We start from the raw sequence: 21,999 nt of genomic DNA, 5'->3' as shown, positions 1-21,999 counted from the left end.
GCCTGGTGGAGGGGAGTCCCTGCCCAGAAGGAGTTTGGAAAAGATGAAGACGATGCTGCTTTCCGCCCTGGCCCTGGCGGCCTTGCCCGCCTTTGGCGCGGGCGGTGACGAACCGCCCTCGGTCAAGGTCACCTTCGGCAAGCCGACCATCCGGCAGAAGCTGTTCTACGAAAAGCTCTACGAGAAGAAGCCCTATCCCGACGCCACCCTCTATTACTACAGCAATGGCGTCTACAAGATCATCTCGCCGCGCGAGGAGCACTATGGCGTCTACGTGGTGCACGGCCAACTGACCGACGATAAGTACCAGGTGGATTTCATCTCGCTGCCGTCCGCGGACTGGGGCGGCAAGACGGCCCGGCACTTCCTCACCTTCGATCGCAAAGCCGGCACCTTCACCCAGCAGGCGACCTGGGAAGAGGATCCGGATATCGCGCCGCAATATGGTCGCTTCAGCCAGGACGCCAACGACATCGCCGATCCGCGACCCATCAAGTGGGACAGCCATGCCGAGGGCGAACAGCGCCAGCGCTAGCCATGGCCGGTCGCGCCCCTGCGGGTTGAAGGCGCGTCGGCTTTTCCTCTAGGCTGTCGCTATGCAGCCCGCGCGGATGTCTTCCCTGACCCTGGTGGCCGACAGCGAGCCTCCCTGCCGGAGCGCTCGCCTCCTGGCCACCCCTGGTCACCTCACCCACGGGAAACCCGCTGCCCGTCCAGCGGTCTTCCGCTGCACCCTTTCTTTCGCACTCTTCGGAAACCCAAGCAGATGAGCCATAAAGCCGAGGCGGTTTTCGTACCGCTGAACGTTGCCGTCCTCACGGTCAGTGACACCCGCACCTTCGAGACCGATACCTCGGGTCAGCTGTTCGTCGACCGCCTGCAGGCCGCCGGCCACTTCCTCGCCGACCGCGTGCTGCTCAAAGATGACCTCTACCGGATCCGCGCCCAGGTCGCCCACTGGATCGCCGAAGACCAGGTGCAGGTGGTGCTCATCACCGGTGGCACCGGCTTCACCGGTCGCGACAGCACCCCGGAAGCCGTGGCCTGCCTGCTAGACAAGCAGGTGGACGGCTTCGGCGAGCTGTTCCGCCAGATCTCCGTGGCCGACATCGGCACCTCCACCGTGCAGTCCCGTGCCCTGGCCGGTCTGGCCAACGGCACCCTGGTCTGCTGCCTGCCCGGTTCGACCAATGCCTGCCGCACCGCCTGGGACGGCATCCTCGCCGAGCAGCTGGACAACCGTCATCGCCCCTGCAACTTCGTGCCGCATCTGAAGCAGGCCGAACCCTGCGGGCCGCGCGGATGAGCCTGCTATCGCTGGAAGAGGCCCTGGCGCGGTTGCTGGCCATGGCCGCCGAAGACGGTCCCTTGCCCCAGGAGCGCGTCGCCCTGGAAGACGCCGACGGGCGCATCCTGGCCGCTCCGCTGATCGCCGACCTGGACCTGCCGCCCTGGGACAACAGTGCCATGGACGGCTATGCCTTGCGCCTGGATGACTGGCAGGGCGAGCCGCTGCGGGTTTCCCAGCGTATCTTCGCCGGCCAGGCACCGGCGCCGCTGGAGCTAGGCACCTGTGCGCGCATCTTTACCGGCGCGCCGGTGCCGGCGGGTGCCGACTGCGTGGAAATGCAGGAAAACACCGAGGTGCTGGACGACGGTCGGGTCCGCTTCGTCGAGCAACTACGACTAGGGCGCAACATCCGCCGCCGCGGCAACGAGGTCAAGGTGGGGGACGAGGTCCTGTCGGCCGGTACTGCCCTGGGCCCGGCGGAACTGGGCGTCGCGGCGTCCCTCGGGCGTGCCCGGCTGGACGTCTTTCGCCGCCCCAAGGTAGCGGTCCTGTCCACCGGCGATGAACTCGTGGCGCCTGGGCAGCCCCTGGGACCGGGGCAGATCTACAACAGCAATCGTGCCCTGCTCATCAGTTGGCTGCGGCGGCTGGGCTGCGAGGTCTCGGACCAGGGCATCCTACCGGACGACCTCGCCGAGACCCGCCAGCGGCTCGGCGCGCTGCAGGCCGATCTGATCCTGTCCACCGGCGGCGTCTCGGTGGGGGAGGCCGACTATCTGGGCCAGGCACTGCGCGAGGAAGGCGAGCTGACCCTGTGGAAGCTGGCGCTCAAGCCGGGCAAGCCGCTGACCTGTGGGCGTTTCCGCGGTATCCCGCTGATCGGCCTGCCGGGCAACCCCGCCTCGACCCTGGTGACCTTCGGCCTGCTGGCGCGGCCCTATCTGCTGCGCCGGGCCGGCAAGATCGACGTGGCGCCGCTGAGCGTCGAGGTACCGGCGGGTTTCGACTGGCCGCGAGCCGGGGCGCGCCGTGAATACCAGCGCGCGCGCCTGGAGAATGGCCGGGCGGTGCCCCATCGCAACCAGGGTTCCAATGTGCTGCAAACCGCGGCCTGGGCCCATGGTCTGGTGGAGATCCGCGAGGACCGCACCTTCGCCGTCGGTGACTTGGTGCGCTTCATTCCCCTCGCGGAATTGCTCAAGGCGTAGCCAACCGATCGTCAGGACTGAACGTGGCCGTTGGGCCACAGTCCTAGTCTCCAGAATCGCACGCCGGGCTCTGCCCGGTACCTGACGCGGCATCTCGCCGCGCAGCGCCAACCTTGGACGACAGACATGACGACGACAGGCACCCTGGCTGACGCAGCCCTGGTCATTCTCAATGGCAAGGAAACCGGTAACGAGGACGTTCGAGAGGCCATTCTCGAGCGGCGTGCCGCCGGTCATCGCATCGATGTGCGGGTAACCTGGGAAGAAGACGATGCGGCGCGCTTCGTCGAGCAGGCGACCCGCGAAGGCTATGGCACCCTGGTCGCGGCCGGTGGCGACGGCACCCTGCGCGCGGTGGCCGAAGCCATGGCCCAGAACCACAGCCAGGCGCGCCTCGGTCTGCTGCCGCTGGGCACCGCCAACGACTTCGCCCGCGCAGCAGGGGTGCCGGTAGAACCCGCGGCGGCCCTGGCGCTGCTGGACGGCCCGACCAGCGCCATCGACCTGGTCGCGGCGGATGGTCAACTGTTCCTCAACATGGCCACCGGTGGCTTCGGCTCCCAGGTCACCGCCAACACCCCGGGTGAACTCAAGCGCCTGCTGGGCGGGGCGGCCTATCTGCTCACCGGCCTGACCCGCTTCGCCGAGGTGCATTCGGCGCACGGCCATTTCCGCGGGCCGGGTTTCGAGTGGGAGGGTGAATTCCTCGCCCTGGGCATCGGCAATGGTCGTCAGGCGGGCGGTGGCCATGTGCTCTGTCCCACCGCCGTGGTCAACGATGGACTGCTCGACGTGGGCATCCTGCCGGCGTCCCAGGACGTGCTCGGTACCCTTGGCGAATTCCTCAGCAAGGGCTTCAGCACCGAAGAGATGTTTATCCGCGCGCGCCTGCCTTGGGTTGAGCTGGAAGCCGCCGAAGGTCTGGACATGAACCTCGATGGCGAACCGGTCAAGCGCGACCGGGTGAGATTCGAGGTGCGTCCGGGTATCCTGCAGGTCTATCTACCAGTGGATTCGCCCCTGCTGGGCGAGACCGCCGGCTCCCTGGCCGAGCCGGTGGCGACGTCCTGAGAAGGTGTTCACGATCTCGCGAGCTAGAGTCAAACAAGGCGAAAATGCCTGAGGAAGCGGAGTTTACGAATTGTAAATGAGCATTCAGAAGGTATTTTCAACACAGTTTGGCCGACGCGTAGCAGATCGTGAGCAGCTTCTAAGCAGGTGGCTGCGGAGGTAACGTTGGAATTACTAATCAATGCGGGAATCGTGCTGGCCACGGTGGCTGGCATGGAAGCCTTCGCCTGGTGGTCGCACAAGTACATCATGCACGGCTGGGGGTGGGGCTGGCATGAATCCCACCACCGCCCACGCACGGGCTGGTTCGAAAAGAACGATCTCTTTGCGGTTGTTTTCGCCGGCCTCGCCATCCTGCTGATCGCCCTGGGCAATGCCGGTTACTGGCGCCTGCAGTGGATAGGGGCCGGCATGACCCTCTACGGCCTACTGTATTTCATCGCCCACGATGGGCTGGTGCACCAGCGTTGGCCGTTCCGCTACGTGCCGCGCACTGGCTATCTGAAGCGGCTCTATCAGGCGCACCGCATGCACCATGCGGTGGACGGCAAGGACGGCTGCGTGTCCTTCGGCTTCCTGCTGGCGCCAACCACCCAGCAGCTCAAACAGCAGTTGCGTGAGATACACGGCGGCGCCCTGGATTCCTCGCGTGAGCGCAAGGCCCGGGATCAGGTGCAGGAAGGCGTGGACTAGGCGGGAGCGGAAGCGCCTCCTGGGAGGCGCTAACCGGGGTCAGGCGACGGCGGGGGTGTCGTCGTAGGCGGCGAACAGCGAATGGGCGTACTGGCTGCGCTCGCTCTCGTTGCGCAGTAGATCGATGAATTCCTTGGCCGGCGGATTGAGGGTCCCTGCTTCGGCGGCGGTGACCACCTGGGCCTGCTCGCCAGCCGCCAGGTCGGCGAAACCGGCACCCAGTCGCTCGGTGCAATAGCTATCCACCACGGCCAGACCGTCACGCAGCAGGTCGCGCAGATTGGCGCCCTGCTGGACCTGCGCCTGTTCGTCGAAGGGATCGACGATGTTGGAGCGGTCGCCATGGGCGTAGGGGGTGAGCATGTGGCGATCGATGAATTCGGGCAGGCGGGCATCAGCCTGCTGGCTGTCGGCCTGCAGATGAGCGCACAGGGCGACCAGGGTACGCCACTGGGTGGCGTTGAAGAATTCTGGCTTGTAACCGGACTGCGCGTTAGCGGAAAGGCCAAGGGCAAGTAGTGACGAGGAGGCAGCGAAGCGATCGTGTGAAACAGCCGTTTCCGTCTTGTGCATGTGCAAATCCCATACTCGTAGGCTGACTACCGGATGCAGCGCTCTGGCTCAGGCATCCATCCATCCGCGGCCCGCGAGGGGTCGCTTTAATCCGACCCGTTTATCGCATAAAAGTTTGCTGTTGGGCATCCCTGAGATGCACGCAAATGTGACCGAAGCGTAATCGCTGGCGTCAGCGGCGCGGTCGGGTCCAGAGCATAGCCGGGCGCGGCTCGTCGCGCTGGTGCCGGGAAAGCATGGCGCGGGCGGCGCCGCGGCAGACCAGGCGCAGCTTGTCGGCGGTGCTGGTGCTGACACGTTGGTCCCAGGCATGGGCGCCCAGGTGCAGCACCTGCACGCCGATCTCGCGATAGACGCCACGGGCGGTGGCGATGGCCCAGGCCGAGCGCAGGGGCAGGGCGGCGAGGCCCTGGCGCGCCGAATCGTAGTAGGGCTCGGCCAGACGTACCAGCCGCTCGGCCAATTGGGCGACCGCCGCGCGATGGCGGGGGTCGGCCAGCTCTTCGGCCGGCACGCCGAGCTCGTCGAGCCACAACCGTGGCAGGTAGATGCGGCCGATGCGAGCGTCCTCGACGATGTCGCGGGCGATGTTGGTGAGCTGGAAGGCCATGCCCAGGTCACAGGCGCGATCCAGGGTCTCCTCGTCTTCGGCGCCCATGATGCGCGCCATCATCACCCCGACTACGCCGGCGACGTGGTAGCAGTACTCCAGGGTGTCTTCCAGCTCCACATAGACGCGCTCCTCGACGTCCATGCGAAAACCGGCCAGATGGTCCAGCGGCAGGGCCAGGGGGATGCCGTGGCGCTTGACCACCCGCTGGAACGCGGCGAAGGCCGGATCCTGCAGGGGCTCATCGCCATAGGCGGCGCGGGTCAGCCGTTCCAGCTCGGCCAGGCGTTCCCGACCGCCACGGCGGTCGCCCTCGACCTGGCCATGGCCCAGCTCCTGGCCGTCGATGACATCGTCGCAATGGCGGCACCAGGCATACAGCAGTACCGCGCTCTCGCGGGTCTCGGGTGCGAACAGCTTGGCGGCCGCGGCAAAGCTCTTGGAGCCGACGGCGATGCTCTGCTCGGCGTGGTCGACGACGTCATGGGTGGCAGTCATGGCTAACCGTGCTCCTCGAGGATGACGCTGGCGGTGGCCTTGGCCGAGCCCACCACGCCCGGAACGCCGGCGCCGGGATGGGTACCCGCGCCGACCAGGTAGAGGTTGGGAATGACCTTATCGCGATTGTGCGGGCGGAACCAGGCGCTCTGGGTGAGGATGGGCTCCAGGGAGAAGGCCGAGCCGACGTGGGCATTGAGCTCCTGGCGGAAGTCGGCTGGGGTGAAGATGCGCGAGGTGACCAGATTGGCTCGCAGGCCGGGCATGTAGCGCTCTTCCAAATAGGCGAGGATCTTGTCGCGTAGGCGTGGGCCTTCCACGCTCCAGTCGACGTCGGCATTGCCCAGGTGCGGCACGGGCGCCAGCACGTAGTGGGCGCTCTGGCCGGGTGGCGCCAGGGAGGGGTCGGTGACGCAGGGCGAATGCAGGTAGAGCGAGAAATCGTCCGGGACGCCCGGGCCCTTGAACAATTCGTCGATCAGACCGCGATAGCGCTGGCCGAAGCACACCATGTGGTGTTCGAGGCCCACCGGCGGCTGGTTCAGGCCGAAGTGGATGACGAACAGCGACATGCTGTGTCTCTTGCGCTTGAGGCGGTTGCTCTCGACCACGCCATGGGTGTGGTGACCGAGCAGCTTGCGATAGGTGTGCACCACGTCGGCGTTGGAGGCCACCAGGTCAGCCGCGATCTGGCTGCCATCGGCCAGGCAGACGCCGGTGGCGCGATTGCCTTCGGTGAGGATGCGTTCCACCGGCGCATTCAGCCGCAGCTCGCCACCGAGGTCGCTAAAGAGTTTCAGCAAACCCAGGACCAACTGATGGGTACCGCCCTTGGCGAACCAGACGCCCCACTTGCGCTCCAGCGCATGGATCAGCGCATAGATCGAGGAGGTGGCGAAGGGATTGCCGCCCACCAGCAGGGTGTGAAAGGACAGCGCCTGGCGGAGCTTCTCGCTCTTCACGAAGCGCGACACCTGGGTGTAGACGCTGCGCCAGGCGGTGAGCTGGGCCAGCTTGGGGCCAGCGGCGAGCATGTCGCCGACCTTGAGGAAGGGCTTGGCGCCGAGACGGAGGTAGCCCTCTTCGAACACCGCCTGGGAATAGGCCAGAAAGCGCTGGTAGCCGGCCACGTCGTCCGGTTCCAGGGCACGGATCTGCTCGTCCAGACGGGCTTGGTCGTTGACGTAGTCGAAGCGGGTGCCGTCTTCCCAGCACAGCTGGTAGAAAGGGCTGACCGGGAGTAGCTCCACATAGTCGCTCATCCGCCGACCACTGAGGGCGAACAGCTCTTCGAGCGCCGAGGGATCGGTGATGACGGTGGGGCCGGCATCGAAGGTGAAGCCCGCGTCCTCATAGACGTAGGCACGGCCACCGGGCTTGTCGCGACCCTCGATGAGGGTGGTGGCGATGCCGGCCGACTGCAGGCGGATCGCCAGGGCGATACCACCAAAGCCGGCGCCGATGACGATGGCCCGTTTGGGCCCGTTACCTTGGGTCATGGTGCTTCCTTGAACTGAGGGGGACGCGCCAACGCGGCATCCAGGGCCGGTTTCAGCGGTACCGGCGGTTTGCCGGAGAGAATGCGCAGGCGATCGAAGCCGGTGAGGCGGCCGGCGTAGAACCGCTGGATCAGTGGTTCGCCGAGGCCGTAGAACCTTTGCATGACGCGTACCCGGTGTTCGGGGCGGCCAGCGAGAAAGAGCATGCGATTGAGCAGGCGGAAGAAGCCCTGCTGCCGCCAGCGCCCCTGGGCATACTGCCGCAGGGTGTCACGCAGCGCGGCACTGGAGGTGAAAGGCTGGGCGGCCAGGTGCTCCGCGAGGCGCACCGCCTCCGGTAGCGAGTAGCCGGTAGTGGGGTGGAACAGGCCCGCGGCCAGGCCGATGGGCGCCCCGGCGCTGACGTTGTCCCAGTAGCGGTCGAGATCGCCGCCCAGGGTAATGGGCAGCACGCCCTGTTCCTCGCGTAGCACCTCGGCGATCTCCCAGCCCTGCTGCTCGGCATAGTCGGCCAGGTGCTGGCGCAGGCGTTCGACCGGCAGGCTTTCGCCGTCGGCATAGTAGGTGTCTTCGATCAGCAGCCGGTCGGGGGCCAGCGGCAGGCTGTAGACGAAGCGGTAACCGTCCAGCTGATCGACGGTGGCATCCATCACGATGGGTTCGGCCAGGCCATGGGGGCGGGTGAGGCGGACCTCCTGGCCGAGGAATTTCTGATAGCCCAGCCAGAGCGCCGGATCGGAGCGTGGGCCGCGGGCGTCGATCACCGCGCCGGCGGCCAGGGTGTAGCCGTCGGCAAACACCACGCCGTCGTCCTGTAGGCGCAGCACCTGGCGACCCAGCAGCAGGCGTTCGGCGGGCAGGCGCGCGCTCAGTACCTCATGGAAGCGCTCGGCGCTGATGCTGGCGTAGCCGCTGCCGAGCTGCCGCTGCCGCTCGGGGAAGCGCACCTCGTAGCCCGGCCAGCGGTGAGCGACCAGGGGCTCGATCCAGGCATGCTGCGGCGCCGTGAGATCCGGTTCGTGGAATGACCAGGTGTGGTTGCCGCCCAGACGTGGGCCGGCTTCTACCAGGCGCCAGTCCAGTTCTGGCCGCGTCTCTGCCAGGCGCAGGGCGAGCAGGCCACCGGCCAGGCCGCCGCCGACGATCAGCAGATCAGGACGCACGATCGAGCCCTCTTCGGGTCAGGCCGTCTACCAGGCGGGCGGCAGCCACGACGCCGCCGGCCGCCTGGGTAATGGGCACGAAGCGTTCGGCCGCCCGGCGATAGGCCGGGTCGGCCAGCACGGCGCCCAGGGCCTGGGCCAGGCGGGCCTTGCTGGCCAGGCGCGGCGCCAGGCAGATGCCGGCGCCGACCCGCTCCAACCGCCGGGCGATGCCGGGCTGGTCGAAGACCATGGGCAGGGCGAGCATGGGTTTGCCGGCCGCCAGGGCGTCCAGCACGGTATTGAAGCCACCATGGGTGATGACCGCATCGGCGCGGGCGATGGCCGCTTCCTGGGGCGCGAAGTCGGTCACCCAGGTGGCGCCGTCGTCCAGCAGACGCCGCTTGGCGCTGGGGTCCAGCCGCCCGCAGTGAGCGATCAGCACCTGGACATCGAGTTGGCGACAGGCCTGGGCGATGCGGCGGAACAGCGGTAGCCGGCCGCCCTGCAGGGTGCCGAAGGAGGCGAAGACGAAGGGCCGGCGCGGATCGATCTCCAGTTCCAGCCGTTGCTCACGCACCGCCGGCGAGCGCAGTGGGCCGACCTCGTGGAAGTGCGGTGGCGGTGCGCGGCGCGGAAAGTCGAAGCCCGGCAGGCATTGGCTCAACTGCAGATACGGCGAGAAGCACTCGTCGAGGGTGCGCCGGTCGCCAAGGCCGAACGCCTGAGCCTGGCGCTGGATGACCTTGCCCTGGCTACGCATCATCAGGTCGAACACCTGGGTGGCGCCCTGGACGATCTGCCGTTCCCGTTCATTGCCGGGATAGGCGAAGGGCAGGGTGGGCAGCGGCAGGTGGGGCTCGCGATTCATCGGCACGGCGCAGGCCAGCGAGGCATAGGGCAGGCCCAGGTGGTCGCCGAGCAGGCCACCGGCCGGTTCCATCTGGTCGGCGATCAGGCAATCGACACCCAGGTCGCGCAGGACGGTTGGGCCTTCACGGCAGAACAATTCGGTATTGCGTGCCATGTCGGCGATCACCCCGAACACCGACCAGGGCTTGCTGCTGGCGGTACGGGCGAGCAAGGGGCCCAGGCTGCCACGCGGATGGCTGGTCGCGCCTATGGCCTGAAACTGGATACCCGCTGGGAGCGTCCGATCGCCCACCTCCACCTGGTGCAACAGGGTGACCCGGTGGCCGAGGGCGACCAGCGCCTCGCCCAGCACCAGATGGGTGGACAAATGGCTTGGCAGCGGCGGCGAGATCAGGGCGACATGCATGGCGGCGTCCGGTCGGGTGTCGGCCACTATGGGCACCGCAGCGGCGTGACGTCCAGCAACTCGGCCTGGCGCAAGCTGGCCAGATCGGCCGAGCCGGTGCAGAAGCAGGCGATGCGCAGCTGTTCGATCACCACCTGGAAATGCGCGATCACTGCCTCGGTGGATTCCGTGGCGCCGGGCAGGGCCGCGGCGGCCTGGCCCGCCAGATCCGCGCCGAGGCGGATGGCCTTGGCGGCGTCGATGCCGTCGCGGATGCCGCCCGAGGCGATCACCGTCGCCGCGGGGCAGGCCGCGCGCACCTGACGCAGGCTCTCGGCGGTGGGAATGCCCCAGTCGGCGAAGGCGCGGGCGATGGCACGCTGCTGCTCGTCACGGGCGCGTTCGGCTTCGACCGCGGCCCAACTGGTGCCACCGGCCCCGGCAACGTCGAGCACCGCCACGCCTGCTTCCAGCAATTGCCGGGCGACCCGGCCCGAAAGGCCGGCCCCGACTTCCTTGACGACGACCGGCACGGCCAGATGTGTAACCAGGTTTTCCAGCGCGCCGAGGATGCCATGCCAGGTCCGATCGCCACCGGCCTGCACGGCTTCCTGCAGGGGGTTGAGATGCACGATCAGGGCGTCTGCCTCGATCATCTCCACAGCGCGGAGTGCCTCGTCTAGACCATAGCCGGCCACCAGCTGGGCGGCACCGAAGTTGGCCAGCAGTGGTATGTCCGGCGCCAGGCGCCGCAATTCGCCGGTCAGGCCCTGGTCGCCACCCTGCTGCAGGGCGATCCGCTGGGAGCCGACCGCCAGGGCGATACCCAGGGTCTGGGCCGCTTCGGCGAGATGGCGATTGATCAGCGCGGCCCGCTCTGGCCCGCCGGTCATGGAGCTGATCAGCAGGGGCGCGGCCAGGGGGCGATCGAACAGCCGAGTACCCAGGTCTATCTCGTCCAGATTCAGTTCGGGCAGGGCGCAGTGCGTGAAGCGGTAGGCGTCGAAGCCCGTGGTAACGGCGCTGCGGGCCTTGTGGGGATCCAGCACGATGTCCAGATGATCGTTCTTGCGGCTTGCCAGTTCCCAATCCACCATGTCTTCTAGAGTCCGCCCTGAATGACCTTTCGTCGGTCGTTGTGGTCTGGTAGGGGACGACGGGTTCGCTTTGCGAAGACCTAATCCACCGAGGTGCGACCGTTCGTCGGTTCCACATATGGAGTATCTCGACTCATGGCGACCGTATTAGTGCCGAACGCGACAGACAATTTTGCCGCTTCGCTGCAATGGCAGCGTACCCGTATCGACGAGCGTCTGGCAGAGCTATTGCCGGCCGGGACCGATCCGGTCGCCGCCGCCATCCGTAGTGGGGTCATGGCCCCGGGCAAGCGACTGCGTCCGTTGCTGATGGTCCTGGCCGCCGAGGACCTGGGTCAGTCCGACGAAGCCGTGCTCGATCTGGGCTGCGCGGTTGAAATGGTGCACGCGGCCTCCCTGTTCCTCGACGACATGCCCTGCATGGACGATGCGCGCCTGCGCCGTGGCCGTCCGACCCTGCATGTCGAATTCGGCGAAGACGTCGCCATGCTGGCGGCGGTGGCCCTGCTCAGTCATGCCCTGCGGCTGGTCGCCGGCCTCGCCGTGGTGCCGGCGGAAACCCGGACCCAGATGGTCTGCCAGCTGGCCGATGCGGTCGGTACGGCCGGGCTGGTCTGCGGCCAGTACCATGACCTGCACGACGGTCGCCAGACGCGTCCGGCCGAAGCCATCGCCCTCACCAACCAGCTCAAGACCGGGGCGCTGTTCTCCGCGGCCATGGGCATGGCCGGTGCTACCTTGGTCACCAGCGCAACGCAGCGCGAAGCCTTCCATGTTTTCGCCTGCCAGCTGGGTATGGCCTTCCAGTTGCTCGACGATCTCGACGACGGCAAGGGCCTGGGCAAGGACGCCGGCAAGGATGGCGACAAGTCCACCCTGGTAAGCCTGCTCGGCCGTGACCATGCTCAACGCCAGTTGCAGAGTCACCTCAAGCAGGCCCGCGAGGCGCTGGCCGCGGCCGATTGCGCCGAAGGTGCCCTGGCCGGATTGCTGGATATCGTCTTTCGTCCGCGTTAGGGCGAATTACTGGGCGTCTGGCCCTCTAATCTCTCGATAGCCTTGTTCCCGTGTGAGGAGTCCTGAGATGTCGAAGTGGAAAATTGCTTACAGCAACGTTGACGGCAACACCTCGGTGGTTACCACCGAAGCCGAGCAGAAGCCGGACATGGAGCGGGTCGCCCAGATCGTCCGCGACGATGCCCTGGAAGAGTACGATGACAGCGAGGTCCCGCGGGATTACGACGAACCTACCGTAGCCCTGCTCGAGCGGCACGGCATCACCATCACCGGGATCACCGAAGAGGGCTGATCGCCGGGGTATCTGGTTCTAGGTTCTGCACGAAAAGTCGACGAGCGAAGGTCAGGCGAGGCGAAATAGGCTGAGGAAGCGGAGTTTACTAGCGGTAAATGAGCATTCCGAAGCCTTTTTCAACGAAGCATCACCGAGCGTAGGCACTTTTCGTACAGAACCTAGCGCAGGGGCCAGATACCGCCATCCCCTACCACGAAGATCCGTCGCGCCGGATCGGGCGCCAGCAGGTGCCCGCCGGTGAAGTCCCCGAAGGCCGGCAGGATCAACACTTCATCGTTTTCCAGGCAGAAGCAGGGCAGGCGTAGCGCCTGACGCCCGCGGCCGTGCAGGCGAAACGCCGGATGGATGTGTCCGGCCAGCACCGGCAGTCGCGGATGGGGATCGGGTTCGTGCTGCAGCGACAGGCCGTCCAGTTCCAGCGGCTCAGCTACCACGTCGATACCCAGGGCGGCCGGTGGATCCCCCGCGCGGCGGTCGTGGTTGCCGCGGATCAACAGCAGCCGCAGGTGGGCCTGGTGTTCCCGCCAGCGCTCCAGGGTGTCCATGGTCAGGGGCGCGCGGGATTCCGGCGCGTGCAGGAAGTCACCGAGAAAGATGATCTCGCGGCAGTCGTAGCGCGTCAGCAGGCTGTCCAGTCGCGCGATATTGCCCGCTGTAGTGCCGTGGGGTACCGGCTGACCCAGTGCCCGAAACGCCGCGGCCTTGCCGAAATGAATGTCCGCCACCAACAGCGCCTGGCGCGCCGGCCAGTAGATGGCCTTTTCCGCGAGCAGCCAGAGTTCGACACCGGCGAGGATGAGAGGGTGATAGGCAGGCATGGGGTCTCCAGAAAAGGCCTCCTGCTCTGATGGCGGCGGGGTGCCAGGGTTCAGCGGCGTTGCACGTTGGGCAGCGCTGACGCGTGACTGGGTCAACCTGCGGCGATGACGGTCCGCCGATGCGGCCGCATCCTACGGATGCTCCCGTAGGAGCGGCCCATGGCCGCGATCCTCCTTGCCCGCGCGCAAGACCTCACGCTATCACCGCCATTGAGCCAGGCCAGGTGCACCGCGGCGGGCAGCCCGGTAAACTGGCGGTTCACTAGAGTCCGGAGCGACCCATGTCGACATCCTTCGCCCAGATGCTGGAAAACATCACCCCCGATATCTACGACGGCCTGAAGCTGGCCGTGGAGATCGGCAAGTGGCCCGATGGCCGCAAACTCAGTCGTGACCAGGTCGAGCTCTGCCTGCAGGCAGTGATCGCCTACGAGGCCAAGCACCTGCCCGAAGACCAGCGGACCGGTTACATGGGCCCTCAGGAATGCGCCTCCAAGTCGGTGCCCATCGAGAACATCCTGTTCAAGTCCGACGCCATTCACTGATCGACTACGCCCTACCCGACGAGGTGCCCTTCGGTGACGAAGAGGCACCTCGCGTCTTTTAGAGATCGAGAAATTCCTACCGTGATGACCGAACTGGGCCGTGGCGCCCTGCGCAAGATGGCCGTGACCCTGGCCGACCCCGTCAACTATGCCTTCCGCCTCGATGAGCGCGAGGTGCCGGTCAACCCGCTGATCGGCCGCCGCGTGCGCCTCGAATACCTGGGCGCCATCCATTGCACCCACTGCGGTCGCAAGACCCGCAAGAGCTTCAGCCAGGGCTACTGCTATCCCTGCTTCACCGCCCTGGCCCAGTGCGACAGCTGCATCGTCAGCCCCGAGAAGTGCCACTACGAGCACGGCACCTGCCGCCAGCCGGAGTGGGGCGAAGCCCACTGCATGGTGCCGCACGTGGTCTACCTGGCCAATTCCTCGGGCCTCAAGGTCGGCATCACCCGCGCCACCCAGTTGCCGACCCGCTGGATCGACCAGGGCGCCTACCAGGCGCTGCCGATCCTGAGGGTTGCCACCCGCCAGCAGTCCGGCCTGGTGGAAGACGTGTTGCGCAGCCAGGTGGGCGATCGCACCAACTGGCGCGCCATGCTCAAGGGCGTCGCCGCACCGGAAGACCTGGTAGCGGTACGCGAGCGCATCTTCGACGCCTGCGCCCAGGGCCTGGACGATCTCCAGGGCCGCTTCGGCCTGCAGGCGATCCAGCCAGTGGTCGACATGGCCCCTATCGAGATCCATTATCCGGTGACGGTCTATCCCACCAAGGTGGTCAGTCACGACCTGGAAAAGACCCCCGTGGTGGAAGGCACGCTGCTGGGCATCAAGGGTCAATACCTGATGTTCGACACCGGCGTGATCAACATTCGCAAGTACACGGCCTATCAGCTGGCCGTGTCCGTTTCCGAGTAAGGATGTAAACCCATGCGCACCGACCAACCCCAGACCATCTACCTCAAGGACTACCAGGCGCCCGAGTACCTCATCGAGGAAACCCGCCTGCGCTTCGAGCTGCACGACGACCAGACCCTGGTGCACGCCGAACTGCGGCTGCAGCGTAATCCGGCGCGTGGCGCCGGCCTGCCGCCGCTGGTGCTGCACGGCGAGGAGCTGGAATTGCTGGCGGTGGCGCTGGACGATCAGGCGCTAGCCGCCGGCGACTACCAGGTCGAGGCGGGCAGCCTGACCCTGCAGCCGCAGGGCGAGGCCTTCGTGCTCAAGACCTCGGTGCGCATCCACCCGGAAAGCAACACCGCTCTGGAAGGGCTGTACGTCTCCGGCACCATGTTCTGCACCCAGTGCGAGGCCGAGGGCTTCCGCAAGATCACCTACTACCTGGACCGCCCGGACGTGATGAGCGTCTTCACCACCACGGTGGAAGCCGACAAGGCCAAGTACCCGATCCTGCTCTCCAACGGCAACCCCGTGGCCAGCGGCGAGACCGAAGGCGGTCGGCACTGGGCCACCTGGGAAGATCCCTTCCCCAAGCCGGCCTATCTGTTCGCCCTGGTGGCCGGTGATCTCTGGTGCGTGGAGGACAGCTACCGTACCGGCAGCGGCCGCGACGTGGCCCTGCGCATCTACGTCGAGCCGGAAAACATCAGCAAGCTGCAGCACGCCATGGACAGCCTGAAGAAGTCCATGCGCTGGGACGAAGAGGTCTACGGCCGCGAATACGATCTGGATATCTTCATGATCGTCGCGGTGAACGACTTCAACATGGGCGCCATGGAAAACAAGGGGCTCAACATCTTCAACTCCAGCGCCGTGCTGGCCAGCCCGCGCACCGCCACCGACGCCGCTCACCAGCGCGTCGAGGCCATCGTCGCCCACGAATACTTCCACAACTGGTCGGGCAACCGCGTGACCTGCCGCGACTGGTTCCAGCTGTCGCTCAAGGAAGGCTTCACCGTGTTCCGCGATGCCGGCTTCAGCTCCGACATGAATTCGCCGACGGTCAAGCGCATCGAGGACGTGGCCTTCCTGCGCACCAACCAGTTCGCCGAAGACGCCGGCCCCATGGCCCACCCGGTACGCCCGGACCAGTTCATCGAGATCTCCAACTTCTACACCCTGACGGTGTACGAGAAGGGCGCCGAGGTGGTGCGGATGCTGCACACCCTGCTGGGCCCGGACGGCTTCCGCAAGGGCACCGATCTCTACTTCGAGCGCCACGATGGCCAGGCCGTGACCTGCGACGACTTCATCAAGGCCCTGGAAGACGCCAACGGCGCCGACTTCAGCCAGTTCAAGCGCTGGTACAGCCAGTCGGGCACACCGCGCCTGGCGGTCAGCGAGCAGTACGATGCCGCGGCCAGGACCTATCGCCTGACCTTCCGCCAGAGCTGCCCGCCCACCCCGGGTCAGCCGACCAAGGAGCCCTTCGTCATCCCGGTCCAGCTGGGCCTGCTGGATGGTCAGGGTCGCGAGTTGCCGCTGCGCCTGGAGGGCGAAGCCGCTGCCCAGGGTACCGACCGGGTGCTGTCGGTCACCCAGGCCGAGCAGACCTTCACCTTCGTCGATGTGCCCGAGCGCCCGCTGCCTTCGCTGCTTCGCGGCTTCTCCGCCCCGGTCAAGCTCAGCTTCCCCTATAGCCGTGAGCAGCTGACCTTCCTCATGCAACATGACAGCGACGGCTTCAATCGCTGGGACGCCGGTCAGCAACTGGCGGTGCAGGTGCTGCAGGAGATGATCGCCGGCCAGCCGCTGGACACCCGTCTGGTGGAGGCCCTGCGCACCGTGGCGGCGGATGAGTCCCTCGATCCGGCCATGGTCGTCGAGATGCTGTCGCTGCCGTCCGAGGCCTACCTGGTGGAGCTGTCCGAGCAAGCTGATCCCGGTGCCATCCACGGTGCCCGTCGCCAGGCCCGCCGTACCATCGCCGAGGCCCTGCGCGACGTGCTCTGGCAGCGTTATCGCAGCGCTCGGGAGGAATCGCGCGCCACGCCCTACCAGGCCAGCGCCGACCATATCGCGCGTCGCAGCCTGCAGAATGCTGCGCTGGGCTACCTCATGCTGCTGGAAGAGCCGGAGGCGCGCGACGCCGCTCTGGAGCAATTCGAGCACGCCGACAACATGACCGAGCGCCTGGCTGCGCTGAGCGCCCTGGTCAACTCCGGTTTCGAGCAGGAAAAGGCGGAGGTACTGGCGCGCTTCTTCGAGGAGTTCAAGGCCGATCCGCTGGTCATGGACACCTGGCTCAGCGTCCAGGCTTCCAGTCCGCTGCCGGGCGGCCTGGCCCGCGTCCAGGCACTCATGGAAAACCCGGTCTTCACCCTGAAAAACCCCAACAAGGTGCGGGCGCTGATAGGCGCCTTCGCCAACAGCAATCTGGTCAACTTCCATGCCGAGGACGGCAGCGGCTACCGCTTCCTGGCCGATCAAATCATCACCCTCAATCGGCTCAATCCGCAGATCGCCTCGCGCCTGCTGACGCCCCTGACCCGCTGGAAGAAGTACGGTCCCGCGCGCCAGGCGCTGATGCGCGCCGAGCTGGAGCGCATCCTGGCCAGCGGCGAGCTGTCCAGCGACGTCTACGAGGTGGTGAGCAAGAGCCTGGCGTAGGACCATCCGTAGTTGGGTTGAGCGCAGCGAAGCCCAACACCCACCCGGCATTGCGTTGTTGTTGGGCGTCGAAGATAGAGCCGTTTCAGCCCAACTTACCGAAGCTCAGGTGGGCTGGGCCGATGCCGTGAAGCCCAACATCGCCCGCCGCTGCCAAGCCTGACGCCTAGCGTCGGGCTTTTTTTCGCCCAGGTTTTCCCCGCCGCCAGCTTCAGTCGCTCCTCCGGCCCGCTGAAAAGCAGCGCACGCCCCTCTGCCAGGCAATTCGTCCCCACTCTGGCGCCGCTTGGCTGATGGAAATGCTTTAGGCTGACAACTGTATTCAAATCAGCTGCAGAGAGGCGCCGCCGCCGTCAGGGTAGGCGCGTGGCCTCGCTCGGCACCCAGGCCCTATCACCGGAAGAGAGCGGAGCGGCAGATGAGTCATGCACAGCTGATGGATTGGGGATTCGTCCTGATAACCCTGTGCAACATCCTGCTGATCGCCCTGGTGGTGTTTCTCCTGTGGCAGCGCTACTTCGCCGGCGACGCCGCGGCCAAGGGCGAGGAGGCCAGCGAGGCGCAGGCGCCGGCCCTCCCCGAGGCGGTGGCCAATCCGCCTGCCGATACCCAGCCGCCACCTCTTCCCGTCAGCCCCGGCCCGGCGGCGAACCGCAACGTCGACCTCTTCGACGAGGGACCGGAGGAGGTGTACGACGAAAACTACCCCGAATGGAAAAAGAGCGACGACCCCTACGTCGAGGAGCTGCTGTCCCACCGCGAAGCCCTGGAGCTCAAGGTGGACAACATGGTCATGCGGCTCACCCGGGCGCACAAGGTGGTGACCGGGCTGCGCGCGCAGAATCGGGAATTGCGCGCCTCCGAGGCCCAGGCCCAGCGGCTGCAGGAAGAGCTGACCCGAGCTCAGACCAGTCTCGCCCAGATGCGCCAGGAGCGTGACGCCCTGCTGGTGGAGGTGCAGCACAGCCGCAAGGGAGATTCGGCGCCACGGCAGCCGACCGACACGGGCGCGCCATCCTCGCCCTGAGCAGCGATGGTCGGCCCATGATCCACCAGCCGTCCCCTCAACCGCCGCATCCGTCGCGCTGAACAACGATCGGCGCGGCTTGCTCCTAGACTGGCACTCTCACCACCTTCAAGGACGATTCGATGAAATTGCTGCTCCTGCTGGCTGCCCTGGTCGCCATCGGCCTGTTCGCGATCAGCCTCTACAATGCCCTGGTCACGGCGCGTAACGCCTATCGCAATGCCTTCGCCCAGATCGATGTCCAGCTCACTCGCCGACACGACCTCATCCCCAATCTGGTGGAGGCGGTGAAGGGCTATCTGCAGCACGAGCGCGAGACCTTGCAGGCGGTGATGGTGGCGCGCCAGCAGGCGCAATCCGGTCTGCATCAGGCCAAGACCCGGCCGGAGGATCCCGTCGCGCTGCATGCCCTGGAGCAGGGCGAGCAGGGGCTCGGCATCGCTCTCGGGCGGCTGTTCGCCGTGAGCGAAGCCTATCCGGAGCTCAAGGCCAACGAGACGGTGATCCAGTTGATGGAAGAGCTGAGCTCCACGGAAAATCGGCTGGCCTACGCGCGTCAGGCCCATAACGATGCGGTGATGGACTACAACAATCGCTGCGAGACCTTTCCCGGATCGCTGCTCGCCAGCCGCTTCGGCTTTCGCCTGGCGCAGCCCTTGGCGCTGCCGGATGGGGCAGCGCGCCAGGTGCCGCAAATCAGCCTGAGCTGAGTTCGTGCGCTTTCTCGACGACCAGGCCGCGGCGCGTCGGCGCACCCGGTTGTGTCTGGCCTTGCTGGCTCTGGTGGTGCTGCTCATGGCACTGGCCAGTGCCGGACTGGCCCTGGCGTTCTTGCCGCGGGAGGTCGTCGACTACCTGGGCGGATGCGGGCCAACGCTGGTCAAGAGCGGATTGGTCTTTGTCGGCGTCATCGCCGGAGCGTCCTTCTGGAAGGTCCGGCAACTCGCCCGTCAGGGTGGAGAAGAGGTAGTCAGGCGATTGGGCGCGGTGCCGCTGGACGATCAGGCCAATCCCCGGACCCGCCAGCTGCACAACGTGGTGGCGGAGATGGCGCTGGCCGCCGGCGTACCGGTGCCGCGGCTGTATCTGCTGCCGGACGAACCGGCCATCAATGCCTTCATCAGTGGCTATGGACCGGCCGATGCGAGCCTGTGCCTGACCCGCGGCGCCCTGCAGCAGTTGAACAGGGACGAGTTGCAGGGCGTGGTCGCCCATGAATTCAGTCATCTGCTCAATGGCGACATGCGCCTGAATCTGCGCCTGCTGGGCTGGCTGCATGGCATCAGCCTGATCGCCGATCTGGGACAGGAGCTGTTTTCCGATCGCACCTCGACCACCACCCGGGTCGACGGCAACCATCTGCTGGGCTGGTTGCTGGGCACCGTGCTGCTGGCGATCGGCGGCTGCGGACTGTTCTTCGCCAATCTGATCCAGGCCGCGGCGACGCGCTCGCGCGGGCGCCTGGCAGATGCCTCCGCCGTGCAGTTCACCCGCCATCCCCAGGGGCTGGCCGATGCCTTGAAAAAGATCGCCGCCCATCCGCTGCAGGGGCGGCTCTATCATCGCCGGGCGCGCAGCGTCGCCCACATGGTGCTGGGCGACTCCGGCGCGTCCTGGTTCGCCACCCATCCACCGGTCCTGGAACGCATCCAGCAACTCGAACCGGGGTTCGACGAATGGCAGCTGGAGCGCCTGCGGGCGGAGGCGCTGCTGCCCACGGGCGTGGCCTATGTCGCCGGCAGTCCGCCACCCGCGCCGGCACAACCAACCGCGAGTCAACCAACAGCCCCGCCTGCGGTGGCCGACGAGCGCCTGGCGGACATCCCGCCAGCGCTGTACCTCTTCCTGCAAGACCCGCAACAGGCCGCCGAGGTGCTGCTGGCCCTGGCCGGTGCCTCCGCGCCGACTGCCGCGGGGGAGGGGCGACGCTGGGTGGATAGCCTGGACACGGCGCTGCACCTGCCGCTGGCCCAACTGACCTTTCCGGCCATCCGGCAGTTGCCCCGGCCTGCCTTGCGCACCTTGCTGGTCGCGCTCAAGACGCAGCTGCGATCCGCGGAGCTGGATCTGTCCCGCTATTGCCTCGCCCGGATCATCCAGCGCCAGCTGATCGGCAGCCTGGCGCCCGGACGCCAGCAGCCTGCAGGGCGGCGTACCCTGGCCCAGGAGCGGACGGCGGTGCTCACCCTCTACGCGGTCGCTGCCGAGCAGACCCATGAGAGCATCCTGGCGGCGCGGCGCGCCTTCCTCCTGGCCGTGGCAACCACCTTTCCCGGACTGCACTGTGCCTACCAGCCGCCACTGGCCTGGCTACCCGCGCTCGAAGTGGCTCTGATGGGCCTGGGCCGGTTGGGCGTCGAGGCGCGGACCCTGGTACTGGAAGGCTTGATCCGCTTGGTGGAGGCGGATCAAGCCGTACGAATCCGCGAACTGGAGCTGCTGAGGCTGTGTTGCGCCGTGCTGGAATTGCCCTTTCCCGTCATCCAGGCACAGCTTTCTCGCGGCGAGGACAGGCCGCTGCCACTGCCTCACCGCTCGACCGCTCCTGGCCGGTCCAGCTGAGCGATCAGTCCCGGTAGAGGGCATCGCGGATGGCGTCGGGAAAGGGGCCACTCATGCCTGCGATCGCCGTGTTGGTGAGGATCACCACGCTCAGCTCGCGCGCCGGATCAATGAACCAGGCGTTGCCGTAGACCCCGCCCCATTGCAGGGTACCGGGCGTCAGCGGTGTCTTCGCCAGCCGGGCATCGCGCAGCACCGCCGCGCCCAGGCTGAAGCCCCAGCCTGGCGCGTCGTCGCGTTGCAGTCTGGGGATCTGGTCTTCCATGAACAGACGCTGGCTGGTCGGGGTGAGCAGCTGGCCCTGGCGCAGCGCCTCCAGAAAGGCCAGGTAGTCTCCCGCACTGCCCTGCATGCCGCCGCCGCCCGAGGGAAAGGCCGTGGCCGAAAGTGCCCGCGCCGGGGAATAGAGGATGCCGCCCTTGGGCAGGGGCAGCAGATAGGGCTCGCTCATGGGCTCCGGGCGTGGATAGCCGTCGCGATAGGCCGTGGCCAGGCGGCTGGGATCGCTGACGTGAAAGCTCAGGTCGTGCAGGTCGAGCGGTGCCGCCACCTGCTGCTGGACGACCTGAGGCAAGGGCAGGCCGGTCGCGGCTTCCAGCACGCCGCCCAGGACATCCAGCCCGAGGGAGTAGCGCCACTGGGTACCTGGCTTGAAGTCCAACGGTACGCCGGCGAGGCGCCGCAGGTTTTCTTCCAGAGTCAGGGGTGCGCCATCCAGGCCGTCGGATACCCCGGCGCGGTGATAGGGACCGTCTTGGTCTTCGCCGAAGCCGTAGTGCAGACCCGCGGTGTGGCTGAGGAGCTGGGCCAGCGTGGGCACGGCTGGAGTGCCATCGGCCAGGTGCGGGGTGAAGTAGGGCAGGTAGCGACAGACCGGCGCCTGCAGATCCAGGCGCCCCTGATCCGCCAGGCGCAGCGCCGTCACCGCCACCAGCGGTTTGGTCAGGGAGGCGAAGCGAAACAGCTGGTCTTCCTGCATCGGCCGCTGCGCTTCCCGATCGGCGAATCCCGCCGCGCGGTGATACACCACCCGGCCCTGACGGGCGACCATGACCACGGTACCGACGATGCGCTGCTGGGCGATGGCGCGCTCCAGAATCGGATCCAGCCGCGCGGCGAGGGCGGCTTCCTCGGCCTGGACGAGGGGAGCGCTCAGGCCGAGACCGAGGGCGCTGGCGAGCAGTAGGGAGGACATCTGGTTTAAGCTCCTGGCGAAACGCCGGTG

21 protein-coding genes are annotated in these 21,999 nt (G+C 66.9%); 13 read left to right on the top strand and 8 right to left on the bottom strand.

Annotation, left to right across the window (positions count from 1 at the left end):
* The first annotated feature begins 43 nt into the window (after positions 1 to 43).
* The 5 genes from LRS53_RS14470 (at position 44) to LRS53_RS14450 (ending at position 4,263) form a co-directional block, all read left to right on the top strand.
* Entirely contained in the window at positions 44 to 535 is a 492-nt protein-coding gene (locus LRS53_RS14470) for a hypothetical protein (RefSeq protein ID WP_231356378.1), read from the top strand.
* Positions 536 to 766: 231 nt separating this feature from the next.
* Positions 767 to 1,306, top strand: coding sequence for a molybdenum cofactor biosynthesis protein B (moaB, locus tag LRS53_RS14465; protein WP_017641817.1), 540 nt, complete (start codon positions 767 to 769; stop codon positions 1,304 to 1,306).
* Complete coding sequence (locus LRS53_RS14460) at positions 1,303 to 2,499, top strand: molybdopterin molybdotransferase MoeA (RefSeq protein ID WP_231356377.1); 1,197 nt, start codon at positions 1,303 to 1,305, stop codon at positions 2,497 to 2,499. The genes moaB and LRS53_RS14460 overlap by 4 nt, the downstream gene beginning before the upstream one ends.
* 126 nt (positions 2,500 to 2,625) lie before the next feature.
* Positions 2,626 to 3,570, top strand: a complete 945-nt coding sequence (gene yegS, locus LRS53_RS14455; RefSeq protein ID WP_064308030.1) for a lipid kinase YegS — start codon at positions 2,626 to 2,628, stop codon at positions 3,568 to 3,570.
* A 165-nt stretch (positions 3,571 to 3,735) separates the two neighbouring features.
* Positions 3,736 to 4,263 carry a sterol desaturase family protein gene (locus LRS53_RS14450; protein ID WP_269216734.1) on the top strand — a complete coding sequence of 176 codons (528 nt, stop codon included), beginning with the start codon at positions 3,736 to 3,738 and terminating at the stop codon, positions 4,261 to 4,263.
* A gap of 39 nt (positions 4,264 to 4,302) precedes the next feature.
* On the opposite strand, the gene LRS53_RS14445 is transcribed toward LRS53_RS14450, so the two are convergent.
* The 6 genes from LRS53_RS14445 to fni form a co-directional block, all read right to left on the bottom strand.
* Positions 4,303 to 4,836, bottom strand: a complete 534-nt coding sequence (locus tag LRS53_RS14445; RefSeq protein ID WP_017641813.1) for a gluconate 2-dehydrogenase subunit 3 family protein — start codon at positions 4,834 to 4,836, stop codon at positions 4,303 to 4,305.
* A 172-nt stretch (positions 4,837 to 5,008) separates the two neighbouring features.
* Positions 5,009 to 5,944: a phytoene/squalene synthase family protein gene (locus LRS53_RS14440; protein WP_160923011.1), complete on the bottom strand. Its 936-nt coding sequence runs from the start codon at positions 5,942 to 5,944 to the stop codon at positions 5,009 to 5,011.
* Between the two features lie 2 nt (positions 5,945 to 5,946).
* Positions 5,947 to 7,443, bottom strand: coding sequence for a phytoene desaturase (locus tag LRS53_RS14435; protein WP_231356376.1), 1,497 nt, complete (start codon positions 7,441 to 7,443; stop codon positions 5,947 to 5,949).
* The gene (gene crtY, locus LRS53_RS14430) at positions 7,440 to 8,606 is read right to left on the bottom strand and encodes a lycopene beta-cyclase CrtY (RefSeq protein WP_231356375.1); all 1,167 of its coding nucleotides are present in this window, start codon (positions 8,604 to 8,606) and stop codon (positions 7,440 to 7,442) included. Before crtY ends, LRS53_RS14435 begins: the two co-directional genes overlap by 4 nt.
* Positions 8,596 to 9,891, bottom strand: coding sequence for a nucleotide disphospho-sugar-binding domain-containing protein (locus tag LRS53_RS14425; RefSeq protein WP_231356374.1), 1,296 nt, complete (start codon positions 9,889 to 9,891; stop codon positions 8,596 to 8,598). The genes crtY and LRS53_RS14425 overlap by 11 nt, the downstream gene beginning before the upstream one ends.
* Positions 9,891 to 10,940 (bottom strand): type 2 isopentenyl-diphosphate Delta-isomerase, encoded by a 1,050-nt coding sequence (gene fni / locus LRS53_RS14420; protein ID WP_231356373.1) that lies wholly within the window; start codon positions 10,938 to 10,940, stop codon positions 9,891 to 9,893. The genes LRS53_RS14425 and fni overlap by 1 nt, the downstream gene beginning before the upstream one ends.
* A gap of 135 nt (positions 10,941 to 11,075) precedes the next feature.
* On the opposite strand from fni, the gene LRS53_RS14415 reads away from it, so the two are divergent.
* Both LRS53_RS14415 and LRS53_RS14410 read left to right on the top strand, forming a co-directional pair.
* Positions 11,076 to 11,957, top strand: a complete 882-nt coding sequence (locus LRS53_RS14415; protein ID WP_231356372.1) for a polyprenyl synthetase family protein — start codon at positions 11,076 to 11,078, stop codon at positions 11,955 to 11,957.
* 67 nt (positions 11,958 to 12,024) lie between these two features.
* Positions 12,025 to 12,249, top strand: coding sequence for a hypothetical protein (locus LRS53_RS14410; protein ID WP_017641806.1), 225 nt, complete (start codon positions 12,025 to 12,027; stop codon positions 12,247 to 12,249).
* A gap of 161 nt (positions 12,250 to 12,410) precedes the next feature.
* Here the strand turns inward: LRS53_RS14410 and pdeM are convergent, their stop codons facing one another.
* Complete coding sequence (gene pdeM, locus LRS53_RS14405) at positions 12,411 to 13,070, bottom strand: ligase-associated DNA damage response endonuclease PdeM (RefSeq protein WP_231356371.1); 660 nt, start codon at positions 13,068 to 13,070, stop codon at positions 12,411 to 12,413.
* 281 nt (positions 13,071 to 13,351) lie between these two features.
* Between pdeM and LRS53_RS14400 the strand changes: the two genes are divergently transcribed.
* The 6 genes from LRS53_RS14400 to LRS53_RS14375 all read left to right on the top strand — a co-directional run bounded on the left by LRS53_RS14400 (position 13,352) and on the right by LRS53_RS14375 (position 20,774).
* Complete coding sequence (locus LRS53_RS14400; protein ID WP_059314391.1) at positions 13,352 to 13,615, top strand: YeaC family protein; 264 nt, start codon at positions 13,352 to 13,354, stop codon at positions 13,613 to 13,615.
* 84 nt (positions 13,616 to 13,699) lie between these two features.
* Entirely contained in the window at positions 13,700 to 14,533 is an 834-nt protein-coding gene (locus LRS53_RS14395) for a DUF2797 domain-containing protein (protein ID WP_177344776.1), read from the top strand.
* 12 nt (positions 14,534 to 14,545) lie between these two features.
* The gene (gene pepN / locus LRS53_RS14390; protein ID WP_231356370.1) at positions 14,546 to 17,185 is read left to right on the top strand and encodes an aminopeptidase N; all 2,640 of its coding nucleotides are present in this window, start codon (positions 14,546 to 14,548) and stop codon (positions 17,183 to 17,185) included.
* 418 nt (positions 17,186 to 17,603) lie between these two features.
* A complete protein-coding gene (locus tag LRS53_RS14385; protein ID WP_231356369.1) occupies positions 17,604 to 18,212 on the top strand; it encodes a hypothetical protein in 609 nt (202 codons plus the stop codon).
* A gap of 122 nt (positions 18,213 to 18,334) precedes the next feature.
* Positions 18,335 to 18,922: a LemA family protein gene (locus LRS53_RS14380; RefSeq protein WP_231356368.1), complete on the top strand. Its 588-nt coding sequence runs from the start codon at positions 18,335 to 18,337 to the stop codon at positions 18,920 to 18,922.
* Positions 18,923 to 18,926: 4 nt separating this feature from the next.
* Positions 18,927 to 20,774, top strand: coding sequence for a M48 family metallopeptidase (locus tag LRS53_RS14375; RefSeq protein ID WP_231356367.1), 1,848 nt, complete (start codon positions 18,927 to 18,929; stop codon positions 20,772 to 20,774).
* 4 nt (positions 20,775 to 20,778) lie between these two features.
* Here LRS53_RS14375 and LRS53_RS14370 read toward each other — a convergent pair whose 3' ends face one another.
* Entirely contained in the window at positions 20,779 to 21,969 is a 1,191-nt protein-coding gene (locus LRS53_RS14370) for a serine hydrolase domain-containing protein (protein WP_231356366.1), read from the bottom strand.
* Positions 21,970 to 21,999: the final 30 nt, after the last annotated feature.

This window comes from Pseudomonas sp. PLB05 (assembly GCF_021106615.1).
GTDB lineage: Bacteria > Pseudomonadota > Gammaproteobacteria > Pseudomonadales > Pseudomonadaceae > Chryseomonas > Chryseomonas benzopyrenica.
The sequence above is the reverse complement of the archived record's forward strand: the minus strand, read 5'-3'. Positions and strand labels throughout refer to the sequence as shown.

Bases quoted from the DNA above. Each gene is read 5' to 3' on its own strand.
- LRS53_RS14470 (WP_231356378.1), top strand. From the start codon at position 44: ATGAAGACGATGCTGCTTTCCGCCCTGGCCCTGGCGGCCTTGCCCGCC.
- moaB (WP_017641817.1), top strand. From the start codon at position 767: ATGAGCCATAAAGCCGAGGCGGTTTTCGTACCGCTGAACGTTGCCGTC.
- LRS53_RS14460 (WP_231356377.1), top strand. From the start codon at position 1,303: ATGAGCCTGCTATCGCTGGAAGAGGCCCTGGCGCGGTTGCTGGCCATG.
- yegS (WP_064308030.1), top strand. From the start codon at position 2,626: ATGACGACGACAGGCACCCTGGCTGACGCAGCCCTGGTCATTCTCAAT.
- LRS53_RS14445 (WP_017641813.1), bottom strand. From the start codon at position 4,836: ATGCACAAGACGGAAACGGCTGTTTCACACGATCGCTTCGCTGCCTCC.
- LRS53_RS14440 (WP_160923011.1), bottom strand. From the start codon at position 5,944: ATGACTGCCACCCATGACGTCGTCGACCACGCCGAGCAGAGCATCGCC.
- LRS53_RS14435 (WP_231356376.1), bottom strand. From the start codon at position 7,443: ATGACCCAAGGTAACGGGCCCAAACGGGCCATCGTCATCGGCGCCGGC.
- fni (WP_231356373.1), bottom strand. From the start codon at position 10,940: ATGGTGGATTGGGAACTGGCAAGCCGCAAGAACGATCATCTGGACATC.
- LRS53_RS14415 (WP_231356372.1), top strand. From the start codon at position 11,076: ATGGCGACCGTATTAGTGCCGAACGCGACAGACAATTTTGCCGCTTCG.
- LRS53_RS14410 (WP_017641806.1), top strand. From the start codon at position 12,025: ATGTCGAAGTGGAAAATTGCTTACAGCAACGTTGACGGCAACACCTCG.
- pdeM (WP_231356371.1), bottom strand. From the start codon at position 13,070: ATGCCTGCCTATCACCCTCTCATCCTCGCCGGTGTCGAACTCTGGCTG.
- LRS53_RS14400 (WP_059314391.1), top strand. From the start codon at position 13,352: ATGTCGACATCCTTCGCCCAGATGCTGGAAAACATCACCCCCGATATC.
- LRS53_RS14395 (WP_177344776.1), top strand. From the start codon at position 13,700: ATGACCGAACTGGGCCGTGGCGCCCTGCGCAAGATGGCCGTGACCCTG.
- pepN (WP_231356370.1), top strand. From the start codon at position 14,546: ATGCGCACCGACCAACCCCAGACCATCTACCTCAAGGACTACCAGGCG.
- LRS53_RS14385 (WP_231356369.1), top strand. From the start codon at position 17,604: ATGAGTCATGCACAGCTGATGGATTGGGGATTCGTCCTGATAACCCTG.
- LRS53_RS14380 (WP_231356368.1), top strand. From the start codon at position 18,335: ATGAAATTGCTGCTCCTGCTGGCTGCCCTGGTCGCCATCGGCCTGTTC.
- LRS53_RS14370 (WP_231356366.1), bottom strand. From the start codon at position 21,969: ATGTCCTCCCTACTGCTCGCCAGCGCCCTCGGTCTCGGCCTGAGCGCT.